Source organism: Streptomyces sp. NPDC043176 (assembly GCF_056436715.1).
Map to the genome: position 1 here is coordinate 303,844 of NZ_JBWKCA010000001.1, position 13,230 is coordinate 317,073.

General features: G+C 71.3%; 14 protein-coding genes. 7 read left to right on the forward strand and 7 right to left on the reverse strand.

Annotated features, from left to right (window positions below; genetic code table 11):
- Positions 1 to 183: 183 nt before the first annotated feature.
- Positions 184 to 1,152 (forward strand): LysR family transcriptional regulator, encoded by a 969-nt coding sequence (locus AC067A_RS01410; RefSeq protein WP_478612894.1) that lies wholly within the window; start codon positions 184 to 186, stop codon positions 1,150 to 1,152.
- The gene (locus tag AC067A_RS01415) at positions 1,149 to 1,649 is read left to right on the forward strand and encodes an N-acetyltransferase family protein (RefSeq protein WP_478612897.1); all 501 of its coding nucleotides are present in this window, start codon (positions 1,149 to 1,151) and stop codon (positions 1,647 to 1,649) included. The genes AC067A_RS01410 and AC067A_RS01415 overlap by 4 nt, the downstream gene beginning before the upstream one ends.
- Positions 1,650 to 1,870: 221 nt before the next feature.
- On the opposite strand, the gene sodN is transcribed toward AC067A_RS01415, so the two are convergent.
- Positions 1,871 to 2,266, reverse strand: a complete 396-nt coding sequence (sodN, locus tag AC067A_RS01420; RefSeq protein WP_017236240.1) for a superoxide dismutase, Ni — start codon at positions 2,264 to 2,266, stop codon at positions 1,871 to 1,873.
- Between the two features lie 162 nt (positions 2,267 to 2,428).
- Here sodN and sodX point away from each other — a divergent pair, with 162 nt between their 5' ends.
- On the forward strand, positions 2,429 to 2,863 hold the full coding sequence (gene sodX, locus AC067A_RS01425; protein WP_478612900.1) for a nickel-type superoxide dismutase maturation protease: 435 nt from the start codon (positions 2,429 to 2,431) through the stop codon (positions 2,861 to 2,863).
- Here sodX and AC067A_RS01430 read toward each other — a convergent pair.
- Positions 2,767 to 3,396 (reverse strand): CGNR zinc finger domain-containing protein, encoded by a 630-nt coding sequence (locus AC067A_RS01430; RefSeq protein ID WP_478612903.1) that lies wholly within the window; start codon positions 3,394 to 3,396, stop codon positions 2,767 to 2,769. The genes sodX and AC067A_RS01430 overlap by 97 nt on opposite strands.
- Positions 3,397 to 3,493: 97 nt before the next feature.
- Here AC067A_RS01430 and AC067A_RS01435 point away from each other — a divergent pair, with 97 nt between their 5' ends.
- Positions 3,494 to 4,243 (forward strand): class I SAM-dependent methyltransferase, encoded by a 750-nt coding sequence (locus AC067A_RS01435; RefSeq protein WP_478612906.1) that lies wholly within the window; start codon positions 3,494 to 3,496, stop codon positions 4,241 to 4,243.
- Between the two features lie 61 nt (positions 4,244 to 4,304).
- Here AC067A_RS01435 and AC067A_RS01440 read toward each other — a convergent pair whose 3' ends face one another.
- The 3 genes from AC067A_RS01440 to AC067A_RS01450 are packed head-to-tail and all read right to left on the reverse strand — an operon-like array spanning position 4,305 to position 7,026.
- Entirely contained in the window at positions 4,305 to 5,066 is a 762-nt protein-coding gene (locus AC067A_RS01440) for an amino acid ABC transporter ATP-binding protein (protein ID WP_478612909.1), read from the reverse strand.
- Positions 5,063 to 6,019, reverse strand: coding sequence for an amino acid ABC transporter permease (locus AC067A_RS01445; RefSeq protein WP_478612912.1), 957 nt, complete (start codon positions 6,017 to 6,019; stop codon positions 5,063 to 5,065). The genes AC067A_RS01440 and AC067A_RS01445 overlap by 4 nt, the downstream gene beginning before the upstream one ends.
- A 29-nt stretch (positions 6,020 to 6,048) precedes the next feature.
- A complete protein-coding gene (locus AC067A_RS01450) occupies positions 6,049 to 7,026 on the reverse strand; it encodes an ABC transporter substrate-binding protein (protein ID WP_478612915.1) in 978 nt (325 codons plus the stop codon).
- A gap of 536 nt (positions 7,027 to 7,562) precedes the next feature.
- On the opposite strand from AC067A_RS01450, the gene AC067A_RS01455 reads away from it, so the two are divergent.
- The 3 genes from AC067A_RS01455 to AC067A_RS01465 all read left to right on the forward strand — a co-directional run bounded on the left by AC067A_RS01455 (position 7,563) and on the right by AC067A_RS01465 (position 11,416).
- Complete coding sequence (locus AC067A_RS01455) at positions 7,563 to 8,771, forward strand: NAD(P)-dependent malic enzyme (protein WP_478612918.1); 1,209 nt, start codon at positions 7,563 to 7,565, stop codon at positions 8,769 to 8,771.
- A 131-nt stretch (positions 8,772 to 8,902) separates the two neighbouring features.
- Positions 8,903 to 9,868 (forward strand): zinc-binding dehydrogenase, encoded by a 966-nt coding sequence (locus tag AC067A_RS01460; protein WP_478612920.1) that lies wholly within the window; start codon positions 8,903 to 8,905, stop codon positions 9,866 to 9,868.
- Between the two features lie 78 nt (positions 9,869 to 9,946).
- Positions 9,947 to 11,416, forward strand: coding sequence for a cellulase family glycosylhydrolase (locus AC067A_RS01465; RefSeq protein ID WP_478612922.1), 1,470 nt, complete (start codon positions 9,947 to 9,949; stop codon positions 11,414 to 11,416).
- Positions 11,417 to 11,443: 27 nt separating this feature from the next.
- Here AC067A_RS01465 and AC067A_RS01470 read toward each other — a convergent pair whose 3' ends face one another.
- Both AC067A_RS01470 and AC067A_RS01475 read right to left on the reverse strand, forming a co-directional pair.
- Positions 11,444 to 12,343 (reverse strand): PadR family transcriptional regulator, encoded by a 900-nt coding sequence (locus tag AC067A_RS01470; protein WP_478612924.1) that lies wholly within the window; start codon positions 12,341 to 12,343, stop codon positions 11,444 to 11,446.
- Between the two features lies 1 nt (position 12,344).
- Positions 12,345 to 13,211 carry a DUF4097 family beta strand repeat-containing protein gene (locus AC067A_RS01475; RefSeq protein WP_478612927.1) on the reverse strand — a complete coding sequence of 289 codons (867 nt, stop codon included), beginning with the start codon at positions 13,209 to 13,211 and terminating at the stop codon, positions 12,345 to 12,347.
- Positions 13,212 to 13,230 lie beyond the last annotated feature (19 nt).

Sequence of the window (13,230 nt, forward strand, 5' to 3'; positions counted from 1 at the left end):
GGCTCCTCCTGTTTGGGGTCGGAGAGAGTCTCGGGGCGTCCGGGGCGTCCGGGGATGATGCCAACCGCCGATAGCCCCACCGCATCACCCCCTGCACTTCGCCCCAACTTCCTTGGAATGCAAGGAGATTGAGCCGTTCCGGATATCTGGTGCGACGCCCGGCCGCCGTCCTACCCTCGGGGCATGGAGCTGGAGGTGAGACACCTGCGCGCGCTCTGCGCCATCGCGGACACGGGCAGCCTGCACAAGGCGGCACGGCAACTCGGCATGAGCCAGCCCTCGCTGACCACCCAACTGCGCCGCATCGAGAACTCCCTGGGCGCCGAGCTCTTCTCCCGGGGCCGCACCGGCTGCCGGCCCACCCCGCTCGGCCGTTCCCTGCTCGACCGGGCCCGCCCCCTGGTCGCGGACATGGCCGCCCTCGTCACCGAGACCCGCGCCGCGGCCGCCCGCACCGACGGGCCGGGACTCCGCGTCGGGTCCACCGCGAGCCGGGCCCTCCCGGGCTGGCTGCGCCGACTGCGCCAGCGGCTGCCGGACACCGACGTCGGCCTCCGCATGGACGTCTCCGCCAACGAACTGCTGCGGACGGTCGCCGCCGGCCGCCTCGACGTCGCGTTCGTCCACGAGGTGGAGGGCTGCCCGTTACGCGTCCCCGACGGCCTCGACGGCAGGGTCCTGGTCGCCCGCGAACCGCAGTTCGTCTCCATGGCGCCCGACCACCCGGCCGCCTCCCGGGCCGTCGTCGACCTCGCCGACCTCGCCGACGACCACTGGATGGTCGACCCGACCGTGGACGGCGAATGGGACGGCCTCCGCCGCGTCCTCGACGCCGCCGGCATCGACCCGCCCCTCCTCCACGCCGACTACCACACGGCCGCCTCCCTCATCGTCCTCGGCGAGGCCGTCGCCCCCTGCCAGCCCACCTCCCTCCCGCGCGACGACATGGCCATCCGCCCCCTCCGCGGCGACCCCCTCGCGGTCCGCCTCCTCCTCTACGCCCGCCCCGGCGCCCCCCTCGACCTCCTGTACGCGGAACTCGCCACCGCCTACCGCGAAGTCGCCCTCCGTGCCGCCCCCTACCGCGCCTGGCTCCGCGCCCAGGGCTCCGCGGCCAGGCTGTCGGTGGGGCCGTGCATCATGACCGTATGAACGCACGCCAGGAGGGACCCGGCCCGGCAGCCGTACGGCACGTGCGCCCCGAGGAGCTGCCCCGGGTCGTGGAACTGATCACCGAGCACGCCGCGTACGAGAAGGCGCCCGCCCCGGCCCCCGGCCTCGCCGACCGCCTCGCCCGCCTCCTCTTCGGCGCCGAACCGCCCCGGCTGCGCTGCCTCGTCGCCGTCCTGCCCGAGGGCACCCTCGCGGGCTACGCCACCTGCGCCCCCGAACTCTCCACCTGGGACGGCGCCGAGTACCTCCACATGGACTGCCTCTACCTCACCGAGGCCTCCCGGGGTCACGGCCTCGGCCCCCTCCTGACGGCCGCCGTCCGATCCGAGGCCCGCACGCTCGGCCTCACCCACGTCCAGTGGCAGACACCCGTCTGGAACGACGGCGCCATCCGCTTCTACGACCGCCTCGGCGCCACATCCAAGGAGAAGCGCCGCTACAGCCTCCCGACGGAACCGGCTCAGGGCCCGTCCTGAGAGACGAGCCAGGAGGGCGTCACCGCCGCCGACCGCTGACGCCCCGGCGTCACCGGCCGGTACCGCGCCCGCACCCGCCACGGTCTACGCCCACCTGTGGCCGGGGAAAGAAGACCGCACCCGGGCCGTCAGGGGCGCCGTGTTCGGCGGACTGCGGACCGGGTGCGGACAGCTAAGTGGCGAGACCCGCGAAAGTGCAGGTCAGGCCGCCTAGAGGGAGATCAGGCCTTCTTGGTCTCCCAGAAGATGCGGTCGATCTCGGCGATGAGCTCGAGGGCCTTCTCGCCCGTCTTGGGGTCGGTGGACGCCTTGGCGGCCGAGAGGGCCTTCAGGGTGTCGTTGACGAGCTGGTTGAGCTCGGGGTACTTCTCGAAGTGCGGGGCCTTGAAGTAGTCGCTCCAGAGCACCGAGACGTGGTGCTTGGCGAGCTCGGCGCGCTGCTCCTTGATGACCGTGGCGCGGGCGCGGAAGTGCGCGTCCTCGTTGGCCTGGTACTTCTCCTGGACAGCCTTGACCGACTCGGCCTCGATGCGGGCCTGGGCGGGGTCGTACACGCCGCAGGGGAGGTCGCAGTGGGCGCTGACCGTCACCTTGGGGGCAAACAGGCGGGAGAGCATTGAGCCGTCCTTCCTCGTGATCGTCTTCTCAGGTGGGACATTACTCGGTGAGAAGGGCGTTTTCGCGGGCGCCCCCTGGGGCTTAGGTCAAAAGTCCAGGGTCACCATGGGACTCGTGTACGAGTGGACGAGCGCGAGCGCGGGCGGACCGGGAGGTGCCGGATGAGGGAATCGGGGCGGGAGCAGGTGGCGGAGGCCGGGGCTCCGTTCGGGATCGCCGAGGTGACGGGGGTGTCGATGGTGCCGACGCTGCTGCACGGGGACCGGCTGTTCGTGCACTACGGCGGGCGGTTGCGGCCCGGGTGCGTGGCGGTCCTGCGGCATCCGCTCCAGCAGGATCTGCTCATCGTGAAGCGGCTGATCGAGCGACGTGACGGCGGCTGGTGGGTGCTGGGGGACAACCCGGCCGCCGAGGGGGACAGCCGGGTCTTCGGGGCCGTACCGCCCGAGCTGGTCCTCGGGCGGGTGCGGGCGCGGTACCGGCCGGTGACGCCGGGGCGTCAGCGGTCGGCGGCGGTGACGCTCTCCTGGCTCGTCTCGGCGGTGAGGCCGGTGTGGTCCGTCCGCTCGGCCTCCAGGCGCTTGCGGGCCCGGTAGGCGGCGACGTTGGCGCGGGTGGCGCAGCGGTCGGAGCAGTAGCGCCGGGAGCGGTTGGTGGAGGTGTCCAGGTAGGCGTTCCGGCAGGGCGGGGCCTGGCAGAGGCCGAGCCGGTCGGCGCCGAACTCGGTCAGGTGGAAGGCGAGGCCCATCGCCGCGATCGCCGCGTACCCCGCGGTGGGGTTCGAGGGGTGGTCGGCGAGGTGCATGTGCCAGCGGGGGCGGCCGTCGTCGTCGAGGAGGTCGTGGCCGGAGATCTGGGGGCTGACCGGGAACTCCAGGAGGAGCGAGTTCAGCAGGTCGACCGCGCCGGTGTGGTCGCCCTCGTCGGCCGCGACGAAGACCGCCCGCAGCCGGGCGCGCACCGACCGGAAGCGGGTGACGTCCGGGTCGGTGACCCGCCGGGCCATCTGGGTGGCCGGGCCGAAGAGCTCCCGGATCACCTCGACGGAGGTCAGGCTGTCCTTGTTGCGGGCCGGCTCCTCGGTGTTGACCAGACGCACGGCATAGTCCGAGTAATAGGCCAGTTCCACTTGTAGTCCTTACTCTGGCGGGCTAGGGTCTTGGTCGTGAGGGGTAATGGCTATGTCCCCTTCGAGGGTATTACGAAGGAGCGGGGAGGGTACGGCGATGACCGGAACCGACTGGGCGGCCTGGCAGCGGAGCTGGGACCGTCAGCAGGAGTGGTACATGCCGGACCGCGAGGAGCGGTTCCGCGTGATGCTCGACATGGTCGAAGCGGTCGTGGGACCGAAGCCCCGCGTGCTCGACCTCGCCTGCGGTACGGGAAGTATCACGGATCGGCTGCTCCGTAGGTTCCCCGATTCCACCAGTACTGGAGTGGACCTCGACCCGGCCCTCCTGGCCATCGCCGAAGGCCACTTCGCCGGCGACGAGCGCGTCACCTTCGTGGCGGCCGACCTCAAGGACCCGTCCTGGACCTCGCTGCTGCCCCACGACACCTATGACGCCGTCCTCACCGCCACCGCCCTCCACTGGCTGCACAGGGAGCCGCTGACGGCCCTCTACGGCCGGCTCTCCGGCCTCGTCCGGGACGGCGGCGTCTTCATGAACGCCGACCACATGATCGACGAGACCACGCCCCGCATCAACGCCGCCGAGCGCGCACACCGGCACGCCGCCATGGACCGGGCCAAGGCCGCCGGCGCCCAGGACTGGGCCGAGTGGTGGGCCGCCGCCGCGGCGGACCCGGCCCTCGCCGGACCCACCGCCCGCCGCTTCGAGATCTACGGCGAGCACGCCGACGGCGACACGCCCTCCGCGCGCTGGCACGCCGACACCCTCCGCGCCGCCGGCTTCGGCGAGGCGCGCCCGGTCTGGGCCTCGCCCTCGGACACCCTCCTCCTCGCCGTGAAATAGCCGCGCGCGACACGGCGAAGGGGCGGTACGGGAGAACCCGTACCGCCCCTTCGCGCGTGCCTTACAGCACCTTGGACAGGAACGCCTTCGTCCGGTCGTGCTGGGGGTTGGTCAGGACGTCCCGCGGGTTGCCCGACTCGACCACGACGCCGCCGTCCATGAAGACCAGCGAGTCGCCGACCTCACGGGCGAAGCCCATCTCGTGCGTGACGACGACCATCGTCATGCCCGACTCGGCCAGGTCCCGCATGACGTCGAGGACGTCGCCGACCAGCTCCGGGTCGAGCGCCGAGGTGGGCTCGTCGAAGAGCATCAGCTTCGGCTCCATCGCCAGCGCGCGGGCGATGGCGACACGCTGCTGCTGGCCGCCGGAGAGCTGCGAGGGGTAGTTCCCCGCCTTGTCGCCCAGGCCGACCCGGTCGAGCAGGCGCTCGGCACGCTCGCGCGCCACCGCCTTGGTCTCGCCCTTGACCTGGATGGGCGCCTCCATGACGTTGGCCAGGGCCGTCATGTGCGGGAAGAGGTTGAAGCGCTGGAAGACCATGCCGATGTCGCGGCGCTGGGCGGCGATCTCGGCGTCCTTCAGCTCATAGAGCTTGTCGCCCTTCTGGCGGTAGCCCACCAGCTGGCCGTCGACGTACAGCCGGCCGGCGTTGATCTGCTCCAGGTGGTTGATGCACCGGAGGAAGGTCGACTTGCCGGAACCGGACGGGCCGATCAGGCAGAACACCTCGCCGTTCTGCACTTCCAGGTCGATGCCCTTGAGGATGTGCGCGGCGCCGTACGACTTGTGGACGCCCTCGGCCTTCACCATGGCGGTCATCGGGTCACCGCCTCACGGTTGGAGAGTCGGGAGAGGTTCGCCTTGACCTTCTGCCACGGGGTGGGCGGCAGGGAGCGCAGCGACCCGCGGGCGTAGTGCCTCTCCAGGTAGAACTGCCCGACGCTGAACACCGAGGTGAGGATCAGGTACCAGATCGAGGCGACGAAGAACATCTCCATCACCGCGAACGAGGTCGAGGCGATGTCCTGCGCGGCCCGCAGGAGGTCGGGGTACTGCACGGCCACGACCAGGGACGAGGTCTTCAGCATGTTGATGAACTCGTTGCCCGTCGGCGGGATGATCACCCGCATCGACTGGGGGAGCACCACGCGGCGCATCGTCTTCGCCTGGCTCATGCCCAGCGCGTGCGACGCCTCCGTCTGGCCCTCGTCGACCGACTGGATGCCGGCCCGGACGATCTCCGCCATGTACGCGCCCTCGTTGAGGCCGAGACCCAGCAGGGCGGCCAGGAAGGGGGTCATGACATCGGTCATCTCGTCCTTGTAGAACCCGATGTTGAAGATCGGGAAGATCAGGGCGAGGTTGAACCAGATCAGCAGCTGCACGTAGACCGGGGTGCCGCGGAAGATCCAGATGTAGAGCCAGGCGACGGTGCTCGTCACCGGGTTCTTGGACAGGCGCATGACGGCGAACAGCACGCCGAGCACCAGACCCAGCGCCATCGAGGCGACGCTGATCAGGACCGTGTTGCCCAGGCCCTCGAGGATGCTGGGGTCGAACAGCTTCTCGGGGACGGTCGCCCAGCGGACGTCGCCCTGGGAGAACGCCACGGCCAGCAGCACCAGCAGTGCCGCCACGACGACACCGGCGACCCAGCGGCCGTAGTGGCGGACCGGAATGGCCTTGATGGCCTCCGGCGGGATCGCCGTCGGGGCGGGGGACGCCCCGGCGGGAACCTTGTCGACCTTGTCTTTGTCGAACTTGTCAGTCACAACGACTGCCCTTCAGTGGTGCCGGGAAGTCAGGAGCCGCCGTTGATCTTGGCCGCGGGGATGGCACCGTCGCCGGCGTTCCACTTGTCGAGGGCGGCCTTGTAGGAGCCGTCCTTGATGGCCGCGTCCAGGGCTTCCTTGAGCGCGTCGCGGAGCTGGGTGTTCTTCTTGTCGACGGCGATGCCGAAGAGACCGGCGTCCGTCTTGTTGGCGATGGCCTCGAAGTCGTTGCCGCCGCCCGCGGTCTGCGCGATGTACGCGGCGACCGGGGAGTCGTTCAGGTCGGCGACGGCGCCGCCCGCCTTGACGCGGGTCTGGGCCTCGGCGTCGGTCGGGAAGGACTCGAAGGTGAGGGCCGGCTTGCCGTCCTTCTTGCACTTCTCGGCCTGGTCCTTGGCGGCCTGCTCGTACGTGGTGCCGCGCTGGACCGCGAGCTTCTTGCCGCACAGGTCGTCGAGCGACTTGATGTTCTGGGGGTTGCCCTTCTTCACCAGGATGCCGGTGGAGGCGGTGAAGTAGTCGACGAAGTCGACACCGGTGCCGGTCTTCTGGCCCTTGTCGTCCAGACCCTCCTGGCGGGCCTTGGTGTCGGTCATCGAGGACATGACGACGTCGGTGCGCCCGGTCGGCAGGGCGGTGAGCAGCGTGTCGAACGTGCCGCTCTCGAACTGGAACTTCACGCCGAGCTGCTTGGAGAGCGCCGCGGCGATGTCGGGGTCGACGCCCACGATCGTCGCGCCCTGCTTGAACTCCATCGGGGCGTAGGTGGCGTCCGTGCCGACCTTGATGACGCCGGCCTTCTGGATGTCCGCGGGCAGCTTGGAGAAGAGCGGCGCCGTGGAGACCGCGCCGGACTTCGTGCCGCCCTCGGGCGTCGAGCCGCCCTCGGTCTGGTCGCCGCAGGCGGTCAGCAGCATGGAGCCGGCGACCGCGATGGCGGCGACCGCGGCAAGACGGGAGGTGCGGGTCTTGGCGACGGTCGTACAGCGCGTGGAGCGTGCGGTCATGGTCGGGTTCCTCCGGCGTTGAGGGAGCTGCCAGTAGGTCGCGTACGCGTCTTCGAGTGCCGCGACCTCGTGTGATTACGGCATCTTGCCATTCGGACCGCCTCAAACCGACGGCCAGTGATGTCAAAATCGGGTAACGGGTGACCCCCGAATCGATACAGGCCGGTACATCAAGGCCGGACCTTCTGCGGGATCCCTTCCCGTTCTCCGGAAAATCTGCGGTTGATCTCGCCATTCGGACGAGCCGAAGTCGGCCATTCGGGTGCGGTGGACATCTATCGGGACATCGGGTGACGTGTCGTTCTCCGTCCGTGTCCGGACGCACTCGGTATGAGTCGTGTCACCGAGAGGTTATGGACTCGTCTGCGGTGCCGTCTGTCCGGTAAGAAGGATCCTTACACCCCTCATCCGGGGCTCAGGGCGCGTTGTGCGGCGCGCCCGAGCGGCTGCCCGACAAGGCGGCCGCGGTGCCTCCCCACCCCTCCTCAACCAGGAGCGGCCACCCTCAAATGAAACAGACTTAAGGGGTCAACCCAATGGCAGCGGAGATCGTCAATCCTCGCAATGACAGCGGTACCGAAGCTCCCGAGGAGCCTTTCGACCCTGTCTTCGCGCTCCACCGGGGCGGCAAGATGGCCGTGCAGGCCACCGTGCCGCTCCGGGACAAGGACGACCTGTCCCTCGCTTACACGCCCGGCGTCGCGAAGGTGTGCACCGCGATCGCCGAGCACCCCGAGCTGGTCAACGACTACACCTGGAAGTCCCAGGTCGTCGCGGTCGTGACCGACGGCACGGCCGTGCTCGGCCTCGGCGACATCGGCCCGGAGGCCTCCCTCCCGGTCATGGAGGGGAAGGCCATCCTCTTCAAGCAGTTCGGCGGCGTGGACGCGGTCCCGATCGCCCTCGCCACCACCGACACCGACGAGATCGTCGAGACCGTCGTCCGGCTCGCCCCGTCCTTCGGCGGCGTCAACCTGGAGGACATCTCGGCGCCGCGGTGCTTCGAGATCGAGCGCAAGCTCCAGGAGCGCCTCGACATCCCGGTCTTCCACGACGACCAGCACGGCACCGCGATCGTCACCCTCGCGGCCCTGCGCAACGCGGCCAAGCTGACCGGCCGCACCCTCGGCGACCTCCGCGGCGTCATCTCCGGCGCGGGCGCGGCCGGCGTGGCCATCGCCAAGTTCCTCCTGGAGGCCGGCCTCGGCGACGTGGCCGTCGCCGACCGCAAGGGCATCGTCAGCCGGGACCGCGAGGACCTGACCGACGTCAAGCGCGAGATCGCCGAGCTCACCAACAAGGCGGGCCTGAGCGGCTCCCTGGAGACCGCCCTCGCCGGCGCCGACGTCTTCATCGGCGTGTCCGGCGGTACGGTCCCCGAGGCGGCCGTCGCGGCCATGGCTCCGAACGCGTTCGTGTTCGCCATGGCCAACCCGAACCCCGAGGTCCACCCCGACGTCGCGCACAAGTACGCGGCCGTCGTGGCGACCGGCCGTTCGGACTACCCGAACCAGATCAACAACGTCCTCGCGTTCCCCGGCATCTTCGCCGGCGCGCTCCAGGTCCGGGCCTCCCGGATCACCGAGGGCATGAAGATCGCCGCGGCCAACGCCATCGCGGACGTCGTCGGCGACCAGCTCGCCGCCGACTGCGTCATCCCGTCGCCGTTCGACGAGCGGGTCGCCCCGGCCGTCGCGGCCGCGGTCGCCGCAGCTGCCCGCGCCGAGGGCGTCGCGCGCCGCTGAGCTCGCTCCTGAGCCCTGAAGGGGCCCCGTTCCGCACCGCGCGGGACGGGGCCCCTTCATGTGCGACTGGGGGGTGTGTCACACGGGTGTGTGGTTCCGCCGCGTACCCGTCGGACCCTAGGGTCGGGGCCATGTTCGCTGCCTACGCTGCCCGAATCGACCGTGACCAGCCGCTGAACGGCCTTGAGTTGGGTGAACGCCCGGAACCCGAGGTGCGGCCCGGATGGACCACCGTGACCGTGAAGGCGGCCTCGCTCAACCACCACGACCTGTGGTCGCTGCGTGGGGTGGGGCTGCCCGAGGGAAGGCTTCCGATGATCCTCGGCTGTGACGCCGCGGGCATCGACGAGGACGGCAACGAGGTCGTCCTGCACTCCGTGATCGGCCAGACGGGTCACGGTGTCGGACCGGACGAGCCGCGGTCCATCCTCACCGAGCGGTACCAGGGGACGTTCGCCGAGCGGGTCACCGTGCCCCGCTGGAACGTGCTGCCCAAGCCGAAGGACCTGTCCTTCGAGGAGGCCGCCTGCCTGCCCACGGCCTGGCTGACCGCGTACCGGATGCTCTTCACCAACGCCGGGGTCCGGCCCGGCGACTCGGTCCTCGTGCAGGGCGCGGGCGGCGGCGTGGCCACCGCGGCCATCGCCCTGGGCAAGGCGGCGGGTCTGCGCGTCTTCGCCACCAGCCGCGACGAGGAGAAGCGGAAGCGGGCCGTCGAGCTCGGGGCCGTCGAGGCGTACGAGCCGGGGGCCCGGCTTCCGCAGCGGGTCGACGCGGTCATCGAGACCGTCGGCGCCGCCACCTGGTCGCACTCGGTGAAGTCGCTCCGGCCGGGCGGCACGCTGGTCATCTCGGGCGCCACGAGCGGCGACCGTCCCGCCCACGCCGAGCTGACCCGGATCTTCTTCCTGGAGCTGAAGGTCGTCGGCTCGACGATGGGCTCCAAGGACGAGCTGGAGGACCTGCTGTCGTTCTGCGCGGCGACGGGCGTGCGGCCGCTCGTCGACGACGTGCTGCCGCTGGACCGGGCGCGGGAGGGCTTCGAGCGGATGGCCTCCGGTGAACTCTTCGGAAAGATCGTGCTGACGACCTCTTGATGACTCGTCAGTACTCCTGATGGGATCTCCGGCACGCGAAACGTGAACATCACTCACCTTGTCGTGCCGGAGGTCCCCTTGTCGCGAACCACCCTTGCCGCGACCCTCGTCGTCGCCGCGCTGCTCGCCCCGACCGCCGCCCACGCCGGTCCGGCCGCCCACGCCGCCCATGCCGGTCCGGCCGTCCACGCCGGTCCGGCCGATCGATCCGACCGGGCCGATCGATCCGACCGGGCCGGGGCGTCGGACCCGGTGGGGGCGGGCATCCCCGCCCTGACCGACGAGCACGGCCGCACCCTCACCCTGCGTGGCTGGAACGTCGAGGACAAGGCCAACAGCGGCGACGCCGCCCTCTCGGCCGTCACCGAGAAGCACTTCCGGGACATGCGGGCCAAGGGCTTCGGCTTCGCGCGCCTGCTCGTCTTCTGGGACGACCTGGAGCCGCGGCCCGGCCGGTACAGCCAGAGCTATCTGCGGAAGATCGAACGGATCCTCGACTGGGCCGAGAAGTACGACGTCAGGGTCCTCGTCGACGCCCACCAGGACGTCTTCGGTCCCGCCTTCGGCCACCGGGGCGTGCCGGCCTGGGCGACCAGGACCGACGGACTGCCCTTCACCCCGCACCCGGACGACTGGTTCTCCGAGTACTTCGAACCCGCCGTCCAGCGGGCCTTCACCCACCTCTACGAGGACGAGGACCTGCGGCGCGCCCAGGCCCGCATGTGGCGGGTGCTCGCCGACCGCCTCGGCGACCACCCGGCCGTCCTCGGCTACGACCTCATCAACGAGCCGATGGGCGAGATGCGCGAGGGCGAGGACCTGCCGACGGCGGCCCGCCGCATCGAACGCGACCAGATCACCCCGATGTACAACCGCCTCGCGGACGCGGTCCGGTCGGTGGACCGGGACGCCTGGGTGTTCGTCGAACCCACCCCGATCGTGGGCGAGGGCGTGCCCACGGGGCTCGGCCGGATCGACGACCCGAAGGTCGTCTACGCCCCGCACTTCTACAACACCGGCATGGAGGCCGGCGCCGACTACGATCCCGACGCCGGCTGGATCGAGAGCTACGAGCAGGCCGTCACCCTGTACCCCGAGGAGTACAAGGTGCCCGTGGTGGTGGGGGAGTGGGGGCCGCTCAACAACTCCCTCCCGCGGATGAACCGCTTCTACCGCGACGCGATGGCCTCCCTCGGCCGTTACGGCTCCGGCTGGGCGGGCTACGTGTGGTGCTACGGCGGCGGCTACTGCGCCGTGGACGGCTCCGGGGCCTTCCGCACCAACAAGGAGCTCACCGCGGAGCCCTACGCCGAGGCCGTCGCCGGCACGGTCCGCTCCAGCGCCTACGACTCGGCGACCGGCGTCTACCGGCTGTCGTACGACTCCGCCGGCCGGCGCGGCCCCCGCGTCACCGAGCTCTCCCTTCCGCCCGGCACCTGGCGTCTGGCCGCCCGGGGCGGCGCCGTCGTCCTCCGCAAGGCCCCCGGCCGGGCCTGGGTCCTCGCGGCCCCGGGCGCCCGCGTGACGGTCACGGCCACCCGAGGCTGAGCCCCGCCCGGACCACGGGGCCCCCGGTCAGGTCTCTGAGCGGGGGCGGAGCAGGCCGGTGATGCGGACCGCCGCTGTCGACAGGTGCCGGCGGGTCTCGGTGAGCTGCTCCTGGGTGACTCCGTGGTCGCGGGCCGCGTCGCGGATCTCGTCGCGGAAGCGGTCGAGCAGCCGGTCGAGGTCGCGGGCCGGGTCGTGGGACGGCTCCGTGTCCCGCGCCCACTCCGGGGCGCCGGCGGTGGGGGCCGTCGCGAACGGCGGCTCCTGCGCGGCGGCCTTGGGGTGGGTCGTGCCGGCGACCAGGCCGCCGAGCTGGGCCGTGATGTCCGAGAGCCCCTCCCAGACGCCCTTGGGCCAGTCGCCCCGCGAGAAGCGGTCCTGGACCTCGTCCTGCACCTGCTGGGCGATCCGCTGGAACTCCTTGGCCTGGCGGCGCGCCGACCGGGCCTCCGCGCGGGCCTCGCGGGCCTGCTCCTTCCACTCCTGCCCGACCCGGCGCAGCTCCTCCTTGGCGTCGGCGAACGTGGAGGACTCCGCCGTCCGGGTCCGCCCCGCCTCCGCGCGCATCTCGCTGCGCACCCGGCCGGCCGCGCCGCGCACGTCCTCGCGCATCTCCGCCGCCAGTTCCGACACCGACTCGCGGATCTCCCGCTCCAGGTCGTCCAGCTCGGTGCCCCGCCCGGCCAGCTCGGCGCGGCCCGCGTCGGTGATCGAGTAGACCTTCCGTCCGCCTTCGCTGGCATGGGTGACGAGGCCCTCGGCCTCCAGCTTGGCGAGGCGCGGGTAGACCGTGCCGGCCGACGGGGCGTACAGCCCCTGGAAGCGCTCCTCCAGCAGGCGGATCACCTCGTAGCCGTGGCGCGGGGCCTCGTCGAGCAGCTTGAGCAGGTAGAGGCGGAGGCGGCCGTGGGCGAAGACGGGCGGCATGTCAGAGCACCTTTCCGGTCGCGGAGGGGGAGGGGGCGGGGGTGTCCCCGTCCGCCACGGGGCGGCGGAGCAGGGCGATGGAGCCGGAGACGGTGGTCGCCTTGAGCGTGCCCCGGCCCGCGCCCAGGGTGCCCGTGATGGACTTGGCGCCCCACTGGCCGCCCACACGCAGATCCTCGAAGGCGTTCGACACGGAGCCGCTCGTGGTGCTCGCCTCGACCCGGGCGTCCGCCGGGTGCGGCAGCCGGATGGCGACCTCGCCGGAGACGCTGGTGAGCCGGATGTCCGCGGGCGGTCCGTCGAGCTCGGCCGGGTCGAGGTCGACGACCATGTCGCCGCTGACCGTGTCGGCCTTCACCGAGGCGCCCGCGCCCTCGATCACCGTGACGTCCCCGGTCACCGAGTTGGCCCGCAGGGCGCCCGTCACCGACTGCGCCTCCAGGTTGCCCGAGACGCTCTCGGCGCGGACCGGGCCGGAGAGCCGCAGGAGGGTGGTGTCGCCGGTGACGCCGCGCACCTCCGTACGTCCGCTGATCCCGGAGACGACGGCCTCGGCGCCGACCACCCCCACCTCGACGTCGACGCCCGCCGGCACGGCGACGGAGACGACGGCCCGGCGCCGGTACTCCTTGCGGTCGAGCCACTTCAGGATGCTCTTCCAGTGCAGGTCCTCGTAGCTCACGGTCAGGGTCGGGCCGTCCTGCGACACGATCAGCGGCGGGCCCTCGATCTCGGAGATCTCCACGCGGACGGAGCTCTCGTCGGTCCCCACCACGTTCACCGCGCCGTTGACGATGCGGACCCGCAGGCGCGTCACGGGGTCGGCCGGCGCGAGTTTCGTCGGCTCGGTGACGGACCACTCTGTCATGGTGCTGACCTCCCGTATC